This is a genomic window from Microbacterium capsulatum (assembly GCF_030865425.1).
GTDB lineage: Bacteria > Actinomycetota > Actinomycetes > Actinomycetales > Microbacteriaceae > Microbacterium > Microbacterium capsulatum.
Genome location: NZ_JAVFCB010000005.1, coordinates 269,680 through 290,501 on the forward strand (window position 1 = coordinate 269,680; position 20,822 = coordinate 290,501).

The 20,822-nt window shown below is 71.1% G+C and carries 20 protein-coding genes; 9 read left to right on the forward strand and 11 right to left on the reverse strand.

Annotation, left to right across the window (positions count from 1 at the left end; translation table 11 throughout):
* A complete protein-coding gene (locus RBR11_RS10835; RefSeq protein WP_308489340.1) occupies positions 1–891 on the forward strand; it encodes an aminodeoxychorismate lyase in 891 nt (296 codons plus the stop codon).
* Positions 892–1,111: 220 nt separating this feature from the next.
* Here the strand turns inward: RBR11_RS10835 and RBR11_RS10840 are convergent, their stop codons facing one another.
* From RBR11_RS10840 to RBR11_RS10875, 8 genes are all read right to left on the reverse strand, one after another.
* Positions 1,112–1,942 (reverse strand): type IV toxin-antitoxin system AbiEi family antitoxin domain-containing protein, encoded by an 831-nt coding sequence (locus RBR11_RS10840; protein WP_308489341.1) that lies wholly within the window; start codon positions 1,940–1,942, stop codon positions 1,112–1,114.
* A gap of 250 nt (positions 1,943–2,192) precedes the next feature.
* Positions 2,193–2,972 carry a phosphate ABC transporter ATP-binding protein PstB gene (gene pstB / locus RBR11_RS10845; protein ID WP_308489342.1) on the reverse strand — a complete coding sequence of 260 codons (780 nt, stop codon included), beginning with the start codon at positions 2,970–2,972 and terminating at the stop codon, positions 2,193–2,195.
* A gap of 20 nt (positions 2,973–2,992) precedes the next feature.
* Positions 2,993–4,108 carry a phosphate ABC transporter permease PstA gene (gene pstA / locus RBR11_RS10850; RefSeq protein WP_308489343.1) on the reverse strand — a complete coding sequence of 372 codons (1,116 nt, stop codon included), beginning with the start codon at positions 4,106–4,108 and terminating at the stop codon, positions 2,993–2,995.
* Positions 4,105–5,145: a phosphate ABC transporter permease subunit PstC gene (gene pstC / locus RBR11_RS10855; RefSeq protein ID WP_308489344.1), complete on the reverse strand. Its 1,041-nt coding sequence runs from the start codon at positions 5,143–5,145 to the stop codon at positions 4,105–4,107. Before pstC ends, pstA begins: the two co-directional genes overlap by 4 nt.
* 17 nt (positions 5,146–5,162) lie before the next feature.
* The gene (locus RBR11_RS10860; RefSeq protein ID WP_308489345.1) at positions 5,163–6,278 is read right to left on the reverse strand and encodes a phosphate ABC transporter substrate-binding protein PstS; all 1,116 of its coding nucleotides are present in this window, start codon (positions 6,276–6,278) and stop codon (positions 5,163–5,165) included.
* A 143-nt stretch (positions 6,279–6,421) separates the two neighbouring features.
* Positions 6,422–7,429, reverse strand: a complete 1,008-nt coding sequence (locus RBR11_RS10865; protein WP_308489346.1) for an NUDIX hydrolase — start codon at positions 7,427–7,429, stop codon at positions 6,422–6,424.
* Positions 7,426–9,591, reverse strand: coding sequence for an RNA degradosome polyphosphate kinase (locus RBR11_RS10870; protein ID WP_308489347.1), 2,166 nt, complete (start codon positions 9,589–9,591; stop codon positions 7,426–7,428). The genes RBR11_RS10865 and RBR11_RS10870 overlap by 4 nt, the downstream gene beginning before the upstream one ends.
* A gap of 111 nt (positions 9,592–9,702) precedes the next feature.
* Entirely contained in the window at positions 9,703–10,395 is a 693-nt protein-coding gene (locus RBR11_RS10875; protein WP_308489348.1) for a winged helix-turn-helix transcriptional regulator, read from the reverse strand.
* A 128-nt stretch (positions 10,396–10,523) separates the two neighbouring features.
* On the opposite strand from RBR11_RS10875, the gene RBR11_RS10880 reads away from it, so the two are divergent.
* The 4 genes from RBR11_RS10880 (at position 10,524) to pabB (ending at position 14,847) form a co-directional block, all read left to right on the forward strand.
* Entirely contained in the window at positions 10,524–10,814 is a 291-nt protein-coding gene (locus RBR11_RS10880; protein ID WP_308489349.1) for a hypothetical protein, read from the forward strand.
* A gap of 228 nt (positions 10,815–11,042) precedes the next feature.
* Positions 11,043–11,648 carry a nitrobindin family protein gene (locus RBR11_RS10885; protein WP_308489350.1) on the forward strand — a complete coding sequence of 202 codons (606 nt, stop codon included), beginning with the start codon at positions 11,043–11,045 and terminating at the stop codon, positions 11,646–11,648.
* A 3-nt stretch (positions 11,649–11,651) separates the two neighbouring features.
* A complete protein-coding gene (ygfZ, locus tag RBR11_RS10890; RefSeq protein ID WP_308489351.1) occupies positions 11,652–12,770 on the forward strand; it encodes a CAF17-like 4Fe-4S cluster assembly/insertion protein YgfZ in 1,119 nt (372 codons plus the stop codon).
* A gap of 4 nt (positions 12,771–12,774) precedes the next feature.
* Positions 12,775–14,847, forward strand: a complete 2,073-nt coding sequence (gene pabB / locus RBR11_RS10895) for an aminodeoxychorismate synthase component I (protein WP_308489352.1) — start codon at positions 12,775–12,777, stop codon at positions 14,845–14,847.
* Positions 14,848–14,868: 21 nt separating this feature from the next.
* On the opposite strand, the gene RBR11_RS10900 is transcribed toward pabB, so the two are convergent.
* On the reverse strand, positions 14,869–15,690 hold the full coding sequence (locus RBR11_RS10900; protein WP_308489353.1) for a class I SAM-dependent methyltransferase: 822 nt from the start codon (positions 15,688–15,690) through the stop codon (positions 14,869–14,871).
* A gap of 124 nt (positions 15,691–15,814) precedes the next feature.
* Between RBR11_RS10900 and RBR11_RS10905 the strand changes: the two genes are divergently transcribed.
* The gene (locus tag RBR11_RS10905) at positions 15,815–16,558 is read left to right on the forward strand and encodes a phosphoglyceromutase (RefSeq protein ID WP_308489354.1); all 744 of its coding nucleotides are present in this window, start codon (positions 15,815–15,817) and stop codon (positions 16,556–16,558) included.
* 82 nt (positions 16,559–16,640) lie between these two features.
* On the opposite strand, the gene phoU is transcribed toward RBR11_RS10905, so the two are convergent.
* Positions 16,641–17,351 (reverse strand): phosphate signaling complex protein PhoU, encoded by a 711-nt coding sequence (gene phoU, locus RBR11_RS10910; RefSeq protein ID WP_308489355.1) that lies wholly within the window; start codon positions 17,349–17,351, stop codon positions 16,641–16,643.
* Positions 17,352–17,580: 229 nt separating this feature from the next.
* Between phoU and RBR11_RS10915 the strand changes: the two genes are divergently transcribed.
* Together RBR11_RS10915 and RBR11_RS10920 are read left to right on the forward strand one after the other, a co-directional pair.
* Entirely contained in the window at positions 17,581–18,867 is a 1,287-nt protein-coding gene (locus tag RBR11_RS10915) for a sensor histidine kinase (protein ID WP_308489356.1), read from the forward strand.
* The gene (locus RBR11_RS10920; protein WP_308489357.1) at positions 18,864–19,547 is read left to right on the forward strand and encodes a response regulator; all 684 of its coding nucleotides are present in this window, start codon (positions 18,864–18,866) and stop codon (positions 19,545–19,547) included. Before RBR11_RS10915 ends, RBR11_RS10920 begins: the two co-directional genes overlap by 4 nt.
* Positions 19,548–19,640: 93 nt before the next feature.
* Here the strand turns inward: RBR11_RS10920 and RBR11_RS10925 are convergent, their stop codons facing one another.
* Complete coding sequence (locus tag RBR11_RS10925; RefSeq protein ID WP_308489358.1) at positions 19,641–20,168, reverse strand: DNA modification methylase; 528 nt, start codon at positions 20,166–20,168, stop codon at positions 19,641–19,643.
* 169 nt (positions 20,169–20,337) lie between these two features.
* On the opposite strand from RBR11_RS10925, the gene RBR11_RS10930 reads away from it, so the two are divergent.
* Positions 20,338–20,820: a CarD family transcriptional regulator gene (locus RBR11_RS10930; protein WP_251446171.1), complete on the forward strand. Its 483-nt coding sequence runs from the start codon at positions 20,338–20,340 to the stop codon at positions 20,818–20,820.
* Positions 20,821–20,822 lie beyond the last annotated feature (2 nt).

Below are 20,822 nucleotides of genomic sequence, written 5' to 3' on the forward strand. Positions count from 1 at the left end.
ATGGTTGCCGCCCGATTCGCCCTGCTGATCACCCCCGCCGAGTCCGCCGACGAGGAGCGGGCCGACTTCAGCGACAGCTTCCGCAGCATCGATCCGAACGCTCCCGCGCTCAGCGTGGGGGAGCTCAGCACGCAGCGCGGCGACGGCATCTTCGAGTCGATCGGGGTCGTGGACGGTCACGCCCAGGAGGTCGAGGCGCACCTGCAGCGCCTGGCCCACTCCGCCGCGCTGTGCGATCTGCCGACGCCGCACCGGGAGCAGTGGCGGCAGGCGACCGCGATCGCCGCGGCGGAGTGCGGGCCGGGGGAGTGGGTCATCAAGCTCATCCTCAGCCGCGGTGTGGAGAAGGGCCCGGCGCCGACCGCCTGGACCACCGCCGCCCCGGCCGCCGACTTCGAGAAGCCGCGCACGCAGGGGATCCGCGTCGTCACACTCGACCGCGGGTACGACAGCGGCGCCGCGGAGCGCTCGCCGTGGCTGCTGCTCGGCGCGAAGACCCTGTCCTACGCCGTGAACATGGCGGCTCTGCGCGAAGCGCACCGCCGCGGCGCCGACGACGCGATCTTCACCACGACCGACGGCGTCGTGCTGGAGGCGCCCACCGCGTCGCTGATCCTGCGCCTCGGCGACCGGTTCGTCACGCCGGCCCCGCGCGGCGGGATCCTGCAGGGCACCACGCAGATCAGCGTCTTCGCGCACCTCGAGGCCGAGGGCTTCGAGACCGCGTACCAGACGGTGCCCACGGCCGACCTGGCCCGCGCCGACGCCGCGTGGCTCGTCTCCAGCCTGCGCCTGGCCGCGCCGATCTCGGCGATCGACGAGACCGTGCTGTCGGTCGACACGGCGTTCACCGCCGGGCTGAACGCGTACCTCCTCGCGCCGCGCGACTGAGCGCCCGCGCGCCCAGTTGGCGCCCTCCGGGTTGGCTGACGCACTCCGGATCGGCTGGCGCCTCCGGGCCGGAAAACGGAGAGGGGATCACGCGGAACCCGGCGTGTCCGCCTTCGCGCGACGGCGACGCGCCGTGGGGCTCTCCGTTTTCCGAGGCAACGAGGTCCGAGGCAACGGGGAGAGAGGCAACGGGGAGAGAGGGTGCGGGTGATCGGAGCGTTCAGGATGCGGCGCGGGCCAGCGCGGCGAGGATCGCGGCCTGCGCGACCGGCCAATGGTTCACGATGATGTCGTAGTCGAATCGCAGGGTCTCGTAGCCGAGCGACGCGGCAGCCGCGTCGCGGAGCAGATCCTTGTGGCGTTTGTCCGAGGCGTCGTGGTTCTCGCGCCCGTCGGCTTCGATGATGAGTCGCGCGCCGATGACGAAGTCGACTTCGCCGACGCCGACGATCGTCACCTGGGTGCGCACCTCGATCCCGATGCGGTGCAGCCGGAGGCGGATCAGCGACTCCAGGCCGCTGTCCGCATCGGCGCGTGCGAAGGACACGAGCCGGCGCAGCCGGTGCGGGACGCGCCGGTACAGCCACCGCAGCCGTCCGGGGGCGAGCAGGCTCCGCCTCAGCGCGGACTCGAGCGCGGCGAAGAACGTCTCCTCATCCGCGCAGACGGCGAGCTGCAGCAGCACGACCTCGACGGGCGGGAGTCGGCCGACATCGACGTGGCCGTGGCTCCAGTGGATCCGGCATCCGTCCGTCCGGCCCCGCGGCGTCCCTGTCCGTCCCATCCAGACGTGCGGGACATCCGGGACCGTCAGTGTCCAGAGGCCGTGCAGAGCGGCCGCGTGGGCGCATCCGATCGTCCCGCCGTGCGCTGCGGCGTGCACGTGCTCGGGCGCGGTGTCGGGCAGGGCGTACACACCCTGGCGGGCTCGCACGACCTCGCCCGCTCTCACGGCGCGCGTCAGTTCGGATTCGCTCACGCCGAGCGACTTCAGCTCGGCCGTGCGCGCCATCCGTCCGAGCGTGAGGAGAATCGCGGCGGCGGAGAACATCCCACGATCGTGGCGTCCGAGCGATGCCTCGCGGATCCGGATCCCGTAAGCCGTGCGAAACCGGCGCGGATCCGACCCTGTGCAGGATCAACCATCGCCCGGAAAACGGAGAGCGTCCTCACGTGAGGCGGCGTGTCGGGCGGCGCTGGAGCGCGACGCGCCGAGAAGCTCTCGGTTTTCCCGGAGGGGGAGGGACGAGGGGGAGGGACGAGGGGACAAGGGGCGCGCCCGGTCGTTCAGCCCGCCTGGATCACCCGAAGCGGCCGGAGACGTAGTCCTCGGTGGCCTGCACGGACGGGGCCGTGAAGATCGTCGTGGTGTCGGCGTACTCGATGAGCTTGCCGGGCTTGCCGGCGCCGGCGATGTTGAAGAACGCGGTCTTGTCCGAGACGCGGGACGCCTGCTGCATGTTGTGCGTCACGATCACGATCGTGTACTCGGTCTTGAGCTCGTGGATGAGGTCTTCGACCGCGAGCGTCGAGATCGGGTCGAGGGCCGAGCACGGCTCGTCCATCAGGATCACGTCGGGGGCCACGGCGACCGTGCGGGCGATGCACAGACGCTGCTGCTGGCCGCCGGACAGGCTCATGCCGGGCTTGTCGAGGCGGTCCTTGACCTCCTCCCAGAGGTTCGCGCCGCGCAGCGACTTCTCGACGATCGCGTCCTCGTCGGACCGCGCCAGCCTGCCGCCGTTGAGCTTGACGCCGGCGAGCACGTTCTCCCGGATCGACATCGTCGGGAACGGATTGGCGCGCTGGAAGACCATGCCCACCTGGCGGCGCACCAGAACCGGGTCGATGCCGGGCGCGTACAGGTCCTCGCCGTCGAGTTCGACCGATCCCTTGACGTGCGCACCCGGAATGACCTCGTGCATGCGGTTCAGCGTGCGGAGGAACGTTGACTTGCCGCATCCGGACGGGCCGATGAGAGCCGTCACGGTGCGCGGCTCGATCTCGATGTTGACCCCTTCGACCGCGAGGAAATCGCTGTAGTAGACGTCGAGGTCTGTGACGTCGATGCGCTTGGACATCGGAAACTCCTTCTGAGCGCCTAACGGCGCGCCTTCGGGGCGAACTTCGCTGCGATCAGACGGGCGACGAGGTTCAGGATGACGACGATGAAGATGAGCAGCAGCGCGGATCCCCACGCCTCCTGGTGGGACATGTCGGGCTGCGACTGGTCGGGGAACGCGTAGCCGGTGTACGACAGCACCGCGAGGGTGGACATCGGGCCGTTGAACGGGTTCGTGTTGATCGCGTTCGTGTACCCGGCGGCGATGTAGATCGGGGCGGTCTCGCCGATCACGCGCGCGATCGCGAGCACCGCGGAGGTGACGAGGCCGCCAACGGCCGTGCGCAGCACGACCTTGAGGATCGTGCGCCACTTGGTCACGCCGAGCGCGTAGGACGCCTCGCGCAGCTCCATCGGAACGAGCTTGAGCATCTCCTCGCTCGAGCGCACCACGGTGGGGATCATCAGCACGGACAGCGCGACGGCCGCGGAGAAGCCGCTGAACGCCTTCGGCCCGACGATGAGGGCGAAAAGCGCGAACGCGAACAGACCCGCCACGATCGACGGGATGCCGGTCATCACGTCAACGAGGAACGTGATCGTGCGCCGCATCGGGCTGGTCGGCTTCGAGTACTCGGTGAGCCAGACCGCGGTCAGCATGCCGATCGGCAGGGAGATGACGGTCGCGACGCCCGTGATGATCAGCGTGCCGACCAGCGCGGGCCCGGCGCCGGCGACCGTCGTGGTCACGAGGGTGTTCCAGTTGAACCCGCTCGTCTCGGCGCCGAAGATGAACCGCGGGGTGAGGGTCGTGATGCCCTGGGAGAAGACGGTCCACAGCAGGGAGACCAGCGGGATCAGCGCGAGGACGAACGCGCTCGCCACGAGCCCGCGCATGACGCGGTCGACGGCCTGGCGACGTCCCTCGGCGATCGCCGAGAGCACTGCGATCGCGAGGAGGTACACGACGGCGCTGACGATGAGCCAGCCGACGATGTTGAATCCGCCGTTGCCGGCGAGGAGGGCGAACACGGCCGCGACGACCGCGAGGGCGCCGAGCAGCGTGTAGAGCTCGGAGTAGCGGGGCAGTCGCCCGGCGTGCAGCGACGACGAGGTCTTCGACGCCACGGGACGGGCGGTCGTCGTGGCGGTCACGCGGCCACCTCCTTCGTCTTCGGCGCCTTCGTGCGGCGCGTGCCGGGTGCGGAACGGGCGACGATCCAGCGGGCGACGAAGTTCACGGCGAACGAGATCACGAACAGGGCGAGGCCCGTGGCGATGAGCGCCTGGCGCTGCAGCCCGTTGGATCCGCCGAACTGCAGGGCGATGTTCGCGGCGATGGTGCCGGGGTTGTCGTCGCCGATCATCACGAACGAGTAGATGAACTTGGGCGACACGATCATGGCGATGGCCATGGTCTCGCCGAGTGCACGGCCGAGGCCGAGCAGGACCGCGCTGATGACGCCGCTGCGGGCGTAGGGGAAGACGGCGAGGCGGATCATCTCCCAACGGGTGGCGCCGAGGGCCAGCGCGGCCTCCTCGTGCAGCTGCGGAGTCTGCAGGAAGATCTCGCGGCTGATCGACGTCATGATCGGGAGGATCATGACCGCGAGCACGATCGCGCCCGCGAGGATCGTGCCGCCCGCGGCCGAGGCGGTGCCGTGGAAGAAGGGCAGCCAGCTGAGGTTCTCGGCGGCGAACCTGTTGAACGGGATCAGGAACTGGCGCATCGTGTAGAGGCCCCAGAGGCCGAACACCACGGAGGGGACCGCCGCGAGCAGATCGATCACGTAGCCGAGGATCCCGGCCATGCGACGCGGCGCGTAGTGCGAGATGAACAGCGCGATGCCCAGGGCGACGGGTGCGCCGAAAAGCAGGGCGAGGAACGACGCCCAGATCGTGCCGAAGATCAGCGGGCCGACGTAGGTCCAGATGTTCGCGAATCCGACCGTGTTGCCCGCGGTCGGGTCCTTGATCTGGGTGTTGGTCGCCCAGTTGGCGGCGATCGCCGGGGCGGCCTGGATGATGAGGAAGATCGCGACACCGGCGAGGATCACCATGATGAGCCAGGCGGCTCCGGTGCTCAGCCCGAGGAAGACGCGATCTCCCGCCTTGCCAGGGGAGGGGAGCACCGCGGCGGCGGCCGGGCCCTGGGGGGCCCGACCGCCGGCGGTCTCAGTGAGAGAACTCATTCAGTGTCCGTTCGGAATTACTTGACGGTCCCGAGGGTCGCCTGCACGCTGTCCAGCACGGACTGCGGGAGGGGAGCCGACCCGGCCTTCGCCGCGGCGACCTGCTGGCCGGTGGGCGTGGCGATGAACTTCAGGTACTCGATGGTCGCGGCGGAGCTGCCCGCGTTGGTGAACTTCAGCGGGATGATCGCGTAGGACAGGAGCGGGATCGGGTAGGCCGAGCTCTTGGCCTTGATCTTCGCGTAGTCGAACTTCATCGAGAGGTCGCCGGCGACGCCGTTCGAGGCGGTCGTGCCACCGGCGGTCAGCGCGTCCGCCACCGCGGTGTTCGAGAACGCGATGCCGTTGACGGTCGCGGCGGAAACGCCCTTGACGAGCGCCGAGTGGTCGAGGTACCCGATGGAGCCGGGGACCGTGGACACCTCGGTCGCGACGGCTCCGCCGCCCTTCTGCGCGTCGACGCCCTTGATGTCCGCCGGGAAGGTGCCGCTGCCGGCCCAGGTCCAGTCGGTCGGGTCGGCGGCGTGCAGGAAGTTCGTGAAGTTGCTCGCGGTGCCCGACGAGTCGGAGCGGACGACCACGTTGATCTTGCCCGCGGCCAGCGCCTTGCCGCCGTTGTCGGCGGTGATGGCGGCGTCGGACCAGTCGGTGATCTTGCCCGAGAAGATCTTCGCGATCGTCGGGGTGGTCAGGTTGAGGGTCGCGCCGATGGAGGAGTTGTAGGCCACCGCCACGCCGTCGAGGTAGATCGGCAGGTTGACCGCGCCGCCCGGGAACTTCGCCGCGGCAGAGGTGGTCTCGTCGGCCGACATCGGAGCGTCGGAGCCGGCGAAGTCGAGCGAGCCCGCGAGGAAGTTGGTGCGACCGCCGCCCGAGCCGAGCGTCTTGTCGTAGTTGACGGTGACGCCCTTGGCGAGCGAGGTGAACGCCGCGGTCCACGCGGTCTGCGCGTTGGCCTGGGCGGACGAGCCGCCCGCGGCGATGGTGCCCTTGACGGAGGCGTCGATCTTCGGGGCGTTCGCGGTCGAGGGGGAAGAAGACGGAGCGGTGCCGGGGTCCGACGAGCACCCGGCGAGGGCCAGGGCCGCGACGGCGGCGACGATGCCCAGCTGGGCTGCGCGAGAGATCTTCACTGTGGATCCGTTCGATCGTGGGTCAGGGTAGGGCCCGGTGCAGGGCACACAGCGACGCTAGGGCGAGCGGTTAACGAGACTCGCCCCTGGGGGTGAACGGAAGGTGAACGGAAGCTGGCGGAGTGCTGGGATCGCCTCTCGGATCAGATCTTCGGGAGGTGCGTCTCGATCGAGATGATGCCGGATCCCGGGTTCGTGGCGCTCAGGTGAACGACGCTGAACGCGCCGACCTCGAGATTGGAGGCGCTGCCCAGGTAGGAGCCGTGCATCGTGCCCGTGGCGAGGGCGATCTCGCGGAGGATGTCGGGCAGGACGGGGCCGTGGCTGCACAGCACGGTGGGCTTGCCGGCGCGGACGCGCTTGCCGACGACCGTGCGCGGATCCGATTCGCCCTCGTCCCAGGAGTCCTGGCTCAGCAGCGTGGTCTTCGCGATCTTGAGCCCGAGGGAGGCGGCCAGCGGCTTGACGGTCTCGATGCAGCGGCGGGCGTCGCTCGACACGATCTTGCGCACACCGAAAGCCCGCAGCGGCCCGACGATCGCGTCGGCCTGCGCGCGGCCTCGGGGCGTGAGCGGCCGGGACGCGTCGGGGCCGGTCCACACCGCCCGGTTCGCGGCTTTCGCATGGCGCAGCACGATGATCGGGAAGGTGTGCAGTGCGCCGTCCGCGATGAGCCCCGCGAAGGCGTCCAGGATCTCCACATCCACCGGATAGCTGAGCCGGGTGCGCGCCTTCTTCAGGCTCACCCACTCGATCGCGGCGATCTCGCGGTTCGGCAGGAAGACCGATTCGCGGATCGCGTCCTCGGTCGCCTCGGCCGCCCAGTAGTGCACGATCTTCTGCTTGCGGTTCGCCATCGTGTACCGGGAGACGCCCACCGGCGCCCCCAGCGAGACCCGGATGCCGGTCTCCTCGAAGATCTCCCGCACCGCGGTCTCGGCGAGCATCTCGCCCGGGTCGACCTTGCCCTTGGGCAGGGTCACGTCCCGGTACTTGGTGCGGTGGATGAGCAGGATCCGCACCTTGTCCTCCACGACGCGCCAGACGAGGCCGCCCGCCGCGTAGACCGCGCGATCGGGCCGGTCGGCGACGATCGTGGTCCCGCTCGTGTGCGCCGTCGCCGTGGAAGTGCCGGGGGACTCGGACGTCATCGCACCGCCCGAGCCCGCCGGCGGTTCTGGATCTGCGTCATGGTCCTGTCCTGCAGATCCACGAGCGGAGCGCCGTCGGCGTCGAACGCATGCCGCGTCCATTCGCCGGCTTCTCCCAGGTGCCAGGAGGTCGTCCCCGGCGACATCGCGAGGTCGAAGAAGGCCAGCAGCTCCTCGACGTGGGCGGGATCCGCGACCCGGACGAGCGCCTCGACGCGGCGGTCGAGGTTGCGGTGCATCATGTCGGCGCTGCCGATGAACACCTGCGGGTCGCCGTCGTTGTGGAACGCGAAGATCCGGGAGTGCTCGAGGTAGCGGCCGAGGATCGAGCGCACGGTGATGTTGTCGGTGACGCCGGGCAGGTCCGCGCGCAGGCTGCAGATGCCGCGCACCCACACCTCGACGGGAACGCCGGCCATGCTGGCCCGGTACAGGCCGTCGATGATCTCCTCGTCGACCATCGAGTTCACCTTGATGCGGATGGACGACGGGCGGCCGGCGAGGGCGTTGCGCCGCTCCCGCTCGATGTGCCGCAGCAGCCCCTTGCGCAGGTGCAGCGGTGCGACGAGGAGGCGCTTGAACTTCTTCTCGATGGCGTAGCCGCTGAGCTCGTTGAAGAGCCGGGTCAGGTCGCGCCCGACGAGCGGGTCGGCGGTGAACAACCCGAAGTCCTCGTAGATGCGACTGGTCTTCGGGTTGTAGTTGCCGGTGCCGACGTGCGAGTAGTGCCGCAGCACGCCCTCCTCCTCGCGGATCACGAGCGCGAGCTTGCAGTGCGTCTTCAGACCGACGAGGCCGTACACGACGTGCACGCCCGCCTTCTCCAGCTTGCGGGCCCAGACGATGTTGTTCGCCTCGTCGAAGCGGGCCTTGACCTCGACCAGCGCGAGCACCTGCTTGCCGGACTCGGCCGCGTCGATCAGTGACTGCACGATCGGGCTGTCGCCGGAGGTGCGGTACAGCGTCTGCTTGATGGCGAGGACATGCGGGTCCCGGGCCGCCTGGTCCAGGAACGCCTGCACGCTCGTCGCGAACGACTCGTAGGGGTGGTGCACGAGCACGTCGGCCTTGCGGATCGCCTGGAAGATGTCGCTGCGCTCGTTCGCGCCCGGCTTGAAGGCCAGCGCCGTGGTCGGCACGTGCGGCACGTAGTGCAGCTCGGGCCGCTCGATGCGGGACAGGTCGAACAGGCCGCGCAGGTCGAGCGGGCCGGGGAGGCGGTAGACCTCCTGGTCGGTGATGTCGAGCTCGGTGATCAGCAGGTCGAGCGTGACGTCGTCCATGTCGTCGGTGATCTCGAGGCGGATCGGCGGGCCGAAGCGGCGGCGGAGCAGCTCGGCCTCGAGCGCCTGGATGAGGTTCTCGGACTCGTCCTCCTCGATCTCCACGTCCTCGTTGCGGGTGAGCCGGAACGCGTGGTGGTCGAGCACCTCCATCCCCGGGAAGAGGTCGTCGAGGTGGTTCGCGATGAGCTCCTCGAGGCGGATGAAGCGCTGCGGCCCGTCCTGGCCGGGGACCTCGACGAAGCGGGGGAGCATGGGCGGCACCTTCAGGCGCGCGAACTCCTGCCGGCCCGTGCGGGCGTTGCGGATCCGGATCGCGAGGTTCAGCGACAGACCGGAGATGTACGGGAACGGGTGCGCCGGGTCGACCGCGAGCGGCATCAGCACCGGGAACACGTGGGACTGGAAGTAGTCGGTCAGCTCGGCCTTCGCCTCGCCGTCGAGGTCGTTCCAGTCCACGACCTCGATGCCCGAGGCGGCGAGCGTCGGGCGCACCAGCCCGGTCCACGCGGCGGCATGCCGCAGCTGCAGGGCGTGCGCGGCGGCGGAGATGTCGCCGAGCACGTCGGCCGGCGCCCGGCCCACGTTGGTCGGCACCGCCAGGCCCGTCACGATGCGCCGTTTCAGGCCGGCGACGCGCACCATGAAGAACTCGTCCAGGTTGCTCGCGAAGATCGCGAGGAAGTTCGCCCGTTCCAGCGCGGGCAGCGTGTCGTCCTCCGCGAGCTCGAGCACCCGCTGGTTGAACGTGAGCCAGCTCAGCTCGCGGTCGAGATAGCGGTTGTCGGGCAGCAGGGCGTCGTCGGACGAGATGAGCGCATCGAAGTCGTCGTCCTCGGCGTCGTCGAGACCGGAGTCTGCCAGTGCGGGATCGATCATGCGTACATCTAAGCACCGGGCGATGACACGCGCGTGAACTCGTCGGATCCTGTGCAGGATCGATATCGCCCGCCGGATCGGGCCTGGTGAGGCGCCGGTTCAGTGCGAGCCTCAGTGCGAGCCGGGCGAGACCGGGCGGGACTCGTCCTCCTCGACGTTGAACCGGTAGCCGACATTGCGCACCGTGCCGATGATCTGCTCCGCCTCGCCGAGCTTGGCGCGCAGCCGTCGCACGTGCACGTCGACCGTGCGCGTGCCGCCGAAGTAGTCGTAGCCCCACACCTCGCTGAGCAGCTGCTCGCGGGTGAACACCCGCGACGGGTGCGTCGCGAGGAAGTGCAGCAGCTGGAACTCCTTGTACGTGAGGTCCAGCGGTGTGCCGTGCAGCTTCGCGGAGTACGACTGCTCGTCGATCGTCAGGCCGGACGCCTGCACCTTGACCGGCTCGGCGGCGGACTCCTCCCGCGACAGCGCGAGGCGGATCCGCGCCTCGATCTCCGCCGGGCCCGCGTCGGTGAGCAGCACGTCGTCGATCCGCCACTCGCCGTTGACCGCGCTCATGCCGCCCTCGGTGACCACGAGCAGCAGGGGGCCGCGCAGCCCTGTCGTGCGGATCAGGGTGCACAGCGACTTCGCCGCGACGAGGTCGCTGCGCGCGTCCACGATCACGACGTCGGCGTCCGGGGCGGTGACGAGCTCGGCGGGCGTCGCGGGGATCGTGCGGATCCGGTGGCTGAGCAGCTCCAGGGCGGGCAGGACCGCCCCTGCAGAGGGAGAGGAGGTCAGTACCAGCAGATGCGCCAAGCGGGATCCTTTCCGTGGCACCACTCTACCCAGCGGGATGCGCCGGATCGCAGGTCCGCGCGCGGTCGGATCCTTCCTTTCCACGCCTTCTCGTCGGAAACCCAGTGCGGATGCGCGACAATGGGCGCATGTCCGATCCCGCCCTCGCCCCGCGCAGCCCGCTCACGGGTCTCGTCGTCACCTGGGCCGTCGCGGCGGTCGGCGCTCTCGTGATCGGCATCCTCGCCCCGGCGAGCACGGTGATGGCGTGGTTCGTGATCGGGTTCGGCGCCAGCATCCTGCTCTCGTTCGCGGTGCAGCTGCTCCGCGGCGAGGCCAAGGGCTTCATCCTGCGGGTCGCCGCGGGGTGCCTCGGATCCCTGCTCGTGATGGGCGTGATCTCGATCGGTTTCGGGGTCGCCGCGCTCTTCTCGGCCTGAGCCCGATCCGCGCCGAGCGCGTGCCGGATCCCGGTCGCGCCGGGTGGGCGCCGCCGCGTGTGCGGACGCCGTAGAGTAGAGCCATGGATCTCGTCGCGCTCGAACTGTTCTTCGTGGGCCTGCTGGCACTGGCGGGCCTCGCGATCGCCTTCTGCGCCGGTGCCGTGCTGGTCAACCTCTTCCGCGGCCAGCGCTGACCAGCGCTCCCCGCTGACCGAGGAATCTCGCGTGCTCGACCTGCCCGCGGACCTGCCCGCCGACATCGCACCGCTGTCCTGGCTGCTCGGCGTCTGGGAGGGCACCGGCGTCATCGACTACGAGGCCGAGGGCCACCGCTACACCGGCGAGTTCGCGCACCGTGCGAGCTTCAGCCACGACGGCGGCCCCTTCCTGAACTACGCCGCGACGGGCACGTTCACCCCCGCCGACGGCGGCGCGCCCGTCGCGCTCGTCGCCGAGACCGGCTTCTGGCGGCTGTCCCGGCCGGCGGGCGCGGACGACTCCGGCCCCGCGCTGCTGCCCCCGCGTGAGCACCGCACCGTCGCGCGCACCGCGCACGACGTCGAGGAGCTGCGCCTCGAGGCCGGCGGATTCGCGATCGAGGTGTCGATCGCGCACTCCGACGGCATGCTCGAGCTGTACCTGGGGCGCATCGACGGCCCGCGCATCGACATCGCCACCGACGCGATCGTGCGCGCCGCCGGCACCAAGAACTACGGCGGCGCCTCCCGCATGTACGGGCTGGTCGACGGCCACCTGCTCTGGGCGTGGGACATCGCCGCACTCGGAACCGATCTGCGCTCGCACGCGTCGGCGCGTCTCGCGAAGGTCTGAACCGTGTCCGCCTTCTCCGTGCTTCCCGGGGCCGTCGCCGACGGCCCGCTCGTGCAGCACTTCGGCGACCCGATCCGCGAGCAGCGCGCCCTCGAGCGCGGCGCTGCGGTCGCCCCGCTCGGCGACCGGACCGTGATCGAACTGGCCGGATCCGATCGGCTCACCTGGCTGGACTCGATCACGTCGCAGTCCGTCGCGCGGCTCGCGGCGGGGCAGAGCACCGAGCTGCTCGTCCTGGATCCGCAGGGACACGTCGAGCACGTGGCCGCGGTCCTCGACGACGGCGGCTCCACGTGGCTGATCGCCGACGCGGCCGACGCGGAGCCCCTCGCGACCTGGCTGCAGCGCATGGTGTTCCGGGCGGACGTGCAGGTCTCGGTGCACCCGGAGCTCGCCGTCGTCGGCTTCTTCGCCGGCGGAACCGCCGAGCAGAAGGCCGAGGCGGCCGCTCTCGCCCCGCACGGCGTCCCGGTCGTCTGGACGGACCCGTGGCCCGCGGTCCAGCCCGGTGGTCACCAGTACCACGTCGGCGCGGACCACCCCGGCGCCGCCTACCATTGGCGCACGGCCGTGCTCGACGAGGCCGGCGCCGCCGCGCTCGCCACCGACGCCGAGCTCGAACGGGCCGGCGCGCTCGCCGCCGAGGCGCTGCGCATCGCGGCCTGGCGCCCGCGCTGGGCGGCCGAGGTCGACGACCGCTCCATCCCGCACGAGACGGACTGGATCCGCAGCGCGGTGCACCTGAACAAGGGCTGCTACCGCGGGCAGGAGACCGTCGCCAAGGTGCACAACCTCGGCCATCCGCCGCGGCGGATCGCCGCCCTGCACCTCGACGGCAGCGACGACCTCCTGCCCGATCACGGCGCCCCCGTGCTCGCCGGCGACGACGAGGTGGGGCGGATCACGTCGGCCGCACGGCACCACGAGCTCGGCCCGATCGCGCTCGCGATCCTGTCCCGCCGCGCCCCCGCGGGCGACCTCGTCGTGCGCACTCCGGACGGCGACATCGCGGCCGCGCAGGAGATCATCGTCCCCGCCGACGCCGGGGCGACCGCGGACGTGCCCCGGCTGACCCGGCTGTCCCGCCGGCCGTCCGCGCCGGACCCGCGCGACGCGCGCTGACGTCGTGGGCACGGGCCTCGCCGCGCCGGGAGACCGCCCCCTCCGGACGCTCCTGATCGACAACTACGACTCGTTCACGTACAACCTCGTGCACCAGATCGCGGCGACCGCGGGACGGCCCCCGGTCGTCGTCGAGAACGACTGGGTCGGCTGGGACCCTGCCGTCCTCGACGACTACGACGCCGTGATCCTCTCCCCGGGTCCGGGGGATCCGCGGACGCCTGAGGACTTCGGCATCTGCGCGGAGGCGATCCGGATCGCCGCAGAGCGGCGGATCCCGCTGTTCGGCGTCTGCCTCGGCCACCAGGGCCTCGCGCACGCGTTCGGCGGCCGGGTGCGGCGCGCCCCGGAGCCGCGGCACGGCCGGCCCTCGCCCGTGTCGCACGACGGCGTCGGGGCGTTCCGCGGGCTGCCCTCGCCGGTCGAGGTGATCCGGTACCACTCGCTCATGGTCGACGACCTGCCGCCCGAGCTCGTCGTGACGGCGCGCGCGGCCGACGACGGCGTGATCATGGGACTGCAGCACCGCGAGCTGCCCCTCTGGGGCGTGCAGTTCCACCCCGAGTCGATCGGGACCGTGGCGGGCACGCGCATGATGGCGAACTTCATGGACCTGGTCCGGTCCGAGGCGAGGGCCGTCGAACCGCCGCCCCTGCGGGCCGCGGTCGAGCAGCCGACGCCGTCCGCGCGGCCGCAGCCGCGCGAGGTCCTGCGCCGCACCCTGCCGCTCGCGCACGATCCGGCGCGGATCTTCGCCGGTCTCTTCGGCGCCGCGCCGCGGGCGGTCTGGCTGGACGGCAACCGGCCGGGAGATCCGCGCTCGCGCTTCTCGATCATGGGCGGCGGATCCGACCTGGTCACCGCGACCGCGGATGTGCGGGCGGGGACGGTCACCCTCCGTGACGGCGCGGGTGAACGGGTCGTGCACAGCGGCTTCTTCGACTGGCTGGAGGCGGAGCTCGCCGGCACGGCCACGGCATCGACCGGGCTGCCGTTCGCGCTCGGCTGGGCGGGCGTGCTGGGCTACGAGCTGCGCGCGGAGTGCGGCTCGCCGCACGACCGCCGCGCCGCGACGCCCGACGCGATGCTGATCCGGCTCGACCGCGCGCTGCTCGTCGACCGCGATGCGCAGGCGATCCACCTCCTCGCGTTCGCGGAGGAGGGCGGCGCGGAGTGGATCGACCGGGTTGTGGCCGGGATCGCCGACCTGGACGCGGCGGCGGATCCGTCCGGGCCCGTCGCCCCGGTCGCCCTCACCGCCCGGCACAGCCACGCGGAGTACCTGCGGCTGATCGCCGAGGCGCAGGAGGAGATCGCGGCGGGGGAGACGTACGAGGCCTGCCTGACGAACATGCTGCACGGCGCCGGCACGCCGGATCCGCTCGCCGCCTACCTCGCCCTGCGCACGCAGAACCCCGCGCCGTTCGGGGCGTTCCTGCGCGTCGGCGACGTGAGCGTGCTGAGCACGTCGCCCGAGCGGTTCCTGCGGATCACCGCCGACGGCGAGGTCGAGTCGAGCCCGATCAAGGGCACCCGTCCTCGTGGCGCGACGCCGGAGGAGGACGAGCGGATCCGTGCGGAGCTCGCGGGCGCCGAGAAGGACCGCGCCGAGAACCTGATGATCGTCGACCTCGTCCGGCACGACCTCGGGCGCACCGCGGAGCTCGGATCCGTGCGCGTCGACGGTCTGTTCCGCGTCGAGAGCTACGCGACCGTCCACCAGCTCGTGAGCACGGTGCGCTCCCGGCTCGCGGACTCGCCCGTCGCCTGCGTCCGCGCCGCGTTCCCGCCCGGATCCATGACCGGGGCGCCGAAGATCCGCACGATGTCGATCCTGGACCGGCTCGAGTCCGGCCCCCGCGGGGTCTACAGCGGCGCGCTGGGCTTCTTCTCCTTCGACGGCGCGGTCGATCTCAGCGTCGTGATCCGCACGCTCGTCGCGCGTCCGGACGGCGTCGACTACGGCGTCGGCGGCGCGATCGTCTCGCTCTCCGACCCGGAGGACGAGTACACCGAGACGGTCGTGAAGGCGCGACCGCTGCTGCGGCTGACCGGCGCGGAGTTCCCGGAGGGCTAGCGACCGGCCCCGCGGGCACGGTCAGCCCGGGGCGACCGCGCTCCACGGCACGGTGAGCTCGCCGAGGCGCCAGCGAGTGCGGCCGCCGAGCAGGGGATGCCCCGCACCGCGCAGCGCCGTCACCGCGGCGAGGAAGCGCTGCGTCGGCCCGAACGTCGACAGTCCGGCGGCGCGCTCCCACTCGCGGTCGAGGTCGGTGAGCAGGGCGTGGATCCGCTCGCCGGGCACGTTGTGGTGGATGAGCGCCTTGGGCAGCCGCTCGGCCACGATCGAGGGCTGCTCGAGGTCGGCGAGGCGCAGCGAGATCGTCAGGCGCTGGGGAGCGCCCGAGGGGTCGACGTCGATGAAGCTCGCGATCCGGCCGATCTCGTCGCAGGTGCCCTCGACGAGCAGGCCGCCGGGCGCGAGCCGGGAGGCCATCCGGGCCCAGGCGTCCGGGACGTCGGCCTCGTCGTACTGGCGCAGCACGTTCATCGCGCGGATCACCGCGGGCCGCCGCCCGGCCGGGAGCGGCACCTCGAAGCCGCCGCGGGCGAAGCCGACCGGCAGGTCGGCGGGGAAGTGCCCGTCGCCCTCCTGCAGTGCGGCGAGCTGGGCCTGCGCGGTCGCGACCCGGTCCGGATCCAACTCGAGTCCGAGCACCTCGGCATCCGCGCGCACTCGCACGAGTCGTGCGGCGAGCTCGAACGCGGTCACCCCGCTGGCGCCGAAGCCGAGGTCGACGACGAGCGGATCGGCCGCGCGCCGGAATGCCGGGGACGCCGCGATCCAGCGGTCGTTGCGACGCAGCCGGTTCGTGCCCGTGGTGCCCCGGGTGGGCCGGCCGAGCGGAGAGGACGCCATAGTTCCATCCTGCCGTGCCGGGAGCGTTCCGCCCGCCCTCGCGGTCCCCCCGACCGCGGCGGGAGCATGTCCTCGCGCGTCGCCGGGATACGGGCGGGCGCCCCCGACGCCGTAGGCTGAGGGCATGACGCGCACGCTGATCCTGCTCCGCCACGGCCAGAGCGAGTGGAACCGACTGAACCTCTTCACCGGCTGGGTGGACGTCCGTCTGACCGAGCAGGGCGAGGCCGAGGCCCGCCGCGGCGGCGAGCTGCTCGCCGAGTCGGGGATACTGCCCGACGTGCTGCACACCTCGCTGCTCAGCCGTGCGATCCAGACCGCCGACATCGCGCTGGACGCCGCCGACCGGCTGTGGATCCCGGTGACCCGCTCCTGGCGTCTCAACGAGCGCCACTACGGCGCCCTGCAGGGCAAGGACAAGGCGCAGACGCTCGACGAGTTCGGCCCCGAGCAGTTCCAGCTGTGGCGCCGCTCCTTCGACGTGCCGCCGCCCCCGCTCGACGACGCCAGCGAGTTCAGCCAGGTGAACGACCCGCGCTACGCCGACATCGACGGCGAGCTCCCGCGCACCGAGTCGCTGAGCCTCGTCATCGACCGGCTGCTGCCGTACTGGGCCGACGCGATCGTCCCCGACCTCGAGGCCGGCAGGACCGTCCTCGTCACCGCGCACGGCAACTCGCTGCGCGGCCTCGTGAAGCACCTCGAGGGGATCAGCGACGCCGACATCGCGGAGCTCAACATCCCCACCGGCATCCCGCTCGTCTACGAGCTCGACGAGGACAACGTGCCCACCGGCCCCGGCCGCTATCTCGACCCCGAGGCCGCCGCCGCCGGCGCCGCCGCGGTCGCCGCGCAGGGCACCAAGTAGCCCCGCAGACAGAGCGAACCCCACGGTCCGATCGCTCGGAGCGTGGGGTTCGCCTCGTTCGGTGCGGTTCCCGGGAGCGCGGTCAGGCGTGCCCGGATCCCGCCTCCGCCTCGGCCTGCGCCTCGGCGGCGAGGGTGATGGTCTCGTCATCGACGGCCCAGTCGCCGGTCGCGAGGTAGACGACCTTCTTGGCGACCGCGACCGCGTGGTCGGCGAACCGCTCGTGATAGCGGCTGGCGAGGGTCGCGTCGACGGTCGCGCCGGCCTCGCCCTTCCAGTTGTCGCTGAGCACCTTCTCGAAGACGCTGGCGTGCAGTTCGTCCACGTCGTCGTCGGCGTTGCGGATCTCGTCGGCGAAGCGCAGGTCCTGGGTGCGCAGCAGGTCGGCGAGGGTACGGGCGATCCGCACGTCGAGCTCGCCCATCTTGGTGAACGTGTTCTTCAGGCCCTTGGGGATCGCGCGCTCGGGGAAGCGCAGGCGCGCGAGCTGGGCGATGTGCTCGGACATGTCGCCCATGCGCTCGAGCGACGCGCTCACGCGCAGTGCGGTGATCACGATGCGCAGGTCGCGGGCGACGGGCTGCTCGCGGGCGAGGATGTTGATCGCCTGCTCGTCGAGGGCGACCGCGAGTTCGTCGATGTGAGCGTCGTCGGCGATGACCTCTTCGGCCAGCGCGACGTCACTGGTCGCGAACGAGCGGGTGGCCTTCTCGATCGACACGGCCACGAGGTCGGCGATCTCGACGAGCTGCTTCTGCAGCTCCTCGAGGGACTGGTGGAAGACTTCGCGCATGGCTGCGCACCTTTCGTTCTCGGACCCTGAAAGGCACCGCTCAGGGTCGCACGGCGGCCCGCGGAGCGAGCACGGGATCGCGCCCGTCACGGGGACGTGACACGCACGTGCCGATTGTGTTCGGTGAAGGTTAACGATTGGTGCCGGTGTCGTGAATACTAATGCTCCAGAGCCTCCGAGGGGCTGTTCCGGGGCCGATACCCGGGTGAACGCCCCTACTCTGGACATCATGGACAGCACCCTGCTCGCCCTGCTGGCCCTTGCGCTGGGGGCCGTCATCGGCGCGGGTGCGACCCTGCTCGTCTTCGCGGCGCTCCGGGCCCGGTCCGCGGCCGCCCGGCAGGGATCGAGCGAGCTGCCCGACGGCTTGCGGGACGTACTGGCCGCGATGGACGACGCGGCGTGCGCGGTGGACTCGTCGGGGCTCGTCATCAGCGCGAGCACCGCCGCGGCGCGGTTCGGCATCGGCCCCGGCGCGTCGCTGGAGAACGCCGAACTGCGCCAGCTCGTGCGCGCCGTCCGCGAAGGAGGCTCGGAGGGGCTGACCCTGCGTCTCACCCGCGGCAAGCGCAGCCTCGACCCGCGGCTGGTGTCGGCCAGGGCGAGCTGGATCGGTCCGCGGCTGAGCCTGCTCATCATCCGCGACATCACCGAGCAGGAGCGCCTCGACCAGATGCGCACGGATTTCGTGGCGAACACCAGTCACGAGCTGAAGACCCCGGTCGGCGCGGTGAGCCTGCTCGCCGAGGCGATCGAGTCGGCCGCCGACGACCCCGCCCAGGTGCGCGTCTTCGCGACCCGGATCCAGGCGGAGGCGGCCCGCCTCGGCCAGCTGACCGGCCGGATCATGAGCCTGTCCCGGCTGCAGTCCGCGGACGGGATCGCCGAGTTCGGCGCGGTCGCGATCGACGAGGTCGTCGCCGCGAGCGTCGAGGCGCATGCCGTGCAGGCCGCCTCCGCCGGGGTCGAGCTCAGCCGCGGGGGCGACCGCGGCGCCTGGGTTCGCGGCGACGCGCAGATCCTCATCGAGGCGGTCGGCAACCTCATCGCCAACGCGATCGTGTACTCGCCGCGCGGATCCCGCGTCGGGGTCGGCGTCCGCGTCGAGGCCGGGGTCGTGGAGATCTCGGTGGCGGACCAGGGGATCGGCATCGAGGAGGCCGACCGCGACCGCGTGTTCGAGCGCTTCTACCGCGCCGACGAGGCCCGCTCCCGGCGTACTGGCGGCACGGGTCTCGGCCTGTCGATCGTGAAGCACGCCACGCAGCGCCACGGCGGGGAGGTGCGGCTGTGGTCGCGCCCCGGACGCGGCTCCACCTTCACCATGCGCCTGCCGCAGATCGCCGGTCCCGAGAGCGACGACGACGTCGGCACGCGCACGAAGAAGGACAAGAAGACCAAGGCCGACAAGGCCGGCAAGAAGAAGCGCTCGGCGAAGAAGGCGGCGAAGCCGTCCGCTCCGCCCGCGAAGACCGCGGAGCCGATCCGCACCGATTCCGGAGAACAACTCGTATGACCCGCATCCTCCTCGTCGAAGACGAGCCCGATCTCGCCGACCCGCTCGCGTACCTGCTGCGCCGGGAGGGCTACGAGGTCGAGATCGCCGAGGACGGCCCGACGGCCCTCGCCCTCTTCCGCGACGGCGGCGTCGACATCGTCCTGCTCGACCTGATGCTGCCGGGCATGCCCGGCACCGAGGTGTGCCGGCAGATCCGCACCACCTCGGCCGTGCCGATCATCATGCTCACCGCCAAGGACTCCGAGGTCGACATCGTGGTGGGGCTCGAGCTCGGCGCCGACGACTACGTCACCAAGCCGTACTCCTCGCGCGAGCTGCTCGCCCGGATGCGCGCCGTGCTGCGCCGCGTCGTCCAGGCGGAGGAGGACCTCGACGAGCGGATCCTCGAGGGCGGCCGGGTCACGGTCGACATCGACCGGCACACCGTGGCGGTGGGCGGCGAGGTCATCAACATGCCGCTCAAGGAGTTCGAGCTGCTCGAGGTGCTCATGCGCAACTCCGGCCGTGTGCTCACCCGCGGCCAGCTCATCGATCGGGTGTGGGGCAGCGACTACTTCGGCGACACCAAGACGCTCGACGTGCACATCAAGCGGATCCGCTCCCGGATCGAGGAGAACCCGTCGGAGCCGGTCATGCTCGTCACCGTGCGCGGCCTCGGGTACCGCTTCGAGGGCTGAGTCCGCCGATCCGCGACGCAACGCGAAGAGCCCCCGGGATCCGAGGATCCGGGGGCTCTCTCCGCCTTCAGGCGGACGTCGCGATCACGGGGATCAGGACGTCGGGCTGGGCGTCGGCATCGGCTTCATCGGCGTCATCACCGGCTTCGGCAGCGGCGAGGGGACCAGCTTCGAGTAGTAGGGGAGGGTGCCGTCGAGCACCGGGATCGCGTACTTGACGCCCTGGGCGTCGCCGGACTGGAAGTAGACCTCGATGGTCGCGCCGGCCTGGGTGTCGATGCCCTCGAAGCGCAGCGGCTGCTCCTCGTCGCCGCCCAGGCTCACGGCCTTCTGCGCGGGGACGCGGACGCTCTGGCCGGGGCCGTCGCCGATCGTGATGTGGATGGTCGCGGGGGAGGAGGTGACGTTCACGAGACCGGCGACGAGATTGCCGGTGGTGCCCGACTTGTTGACCACCACGAAGGCGTTGCGCACCTCGATCGGACCGCTCTTCGGTATGTTCGCCCCGTCCGATGCGGAGTAGTCGATGGTGGTCGCCTGCGGAGCGATCATCGAGCATCCGGTCGCACCGACGATGACGAGGGCGCTGAGAGCGATGGACGCAGCAAGGCGCGATTTCACGGGTCCTCCTGGAAGCTTCGCGTGACGATCCACGTTCATTCTAGGGGTACGCGCCGGTTCCCCACGGATCCGCCCGCGCCGGCGGAGGGGGGCCCGCCGCCCGCCGGGGCGCGAACCTTAGCGCATGCCGACTGTGGTATCCTGGAGGTTGCCGAAAGGACACGACTTTATGCTTTTTGAGGTTGGTGAGACCGTGGTCTATCCGCACCACGGCGCCGCGACGATCATCGAGGTCAAGGACCGAGTGATCAAGGGTGAGACCAAGAAGTATCTCAAGCTGAACGTCACGCAGGGCGACCTCATCATCGAGGTCCCGGCGGAGAACGTCGACCTGGTCGGCGTTCGCGACGTGATCGGCCAGGAGGGACTGGACCGGGTGTTCGAGGTGCTCCGCGCCCCGTTCACCGAGGAGCCGACCAACTGGTCGCGCCGCTACAAGGCGAACCTGGAGAAGCTCGCCTCGGGCGATGTGATCAAGGTCAGCGAGGTCGTCCGCGACCTGTGGCGTCGGGACCAGGACCGCGGCCTGTCCGCGGGGGAGAAGCGCATGCTCGCCAAGGCCCGTCAGATCCTCACCTCCGAGCTCGCGCTCGCGGAGAAGATCGACGAGGAGAAGGCCGGGACGCTGCTCGACGAGGTCCTCGCCTCCTGAGA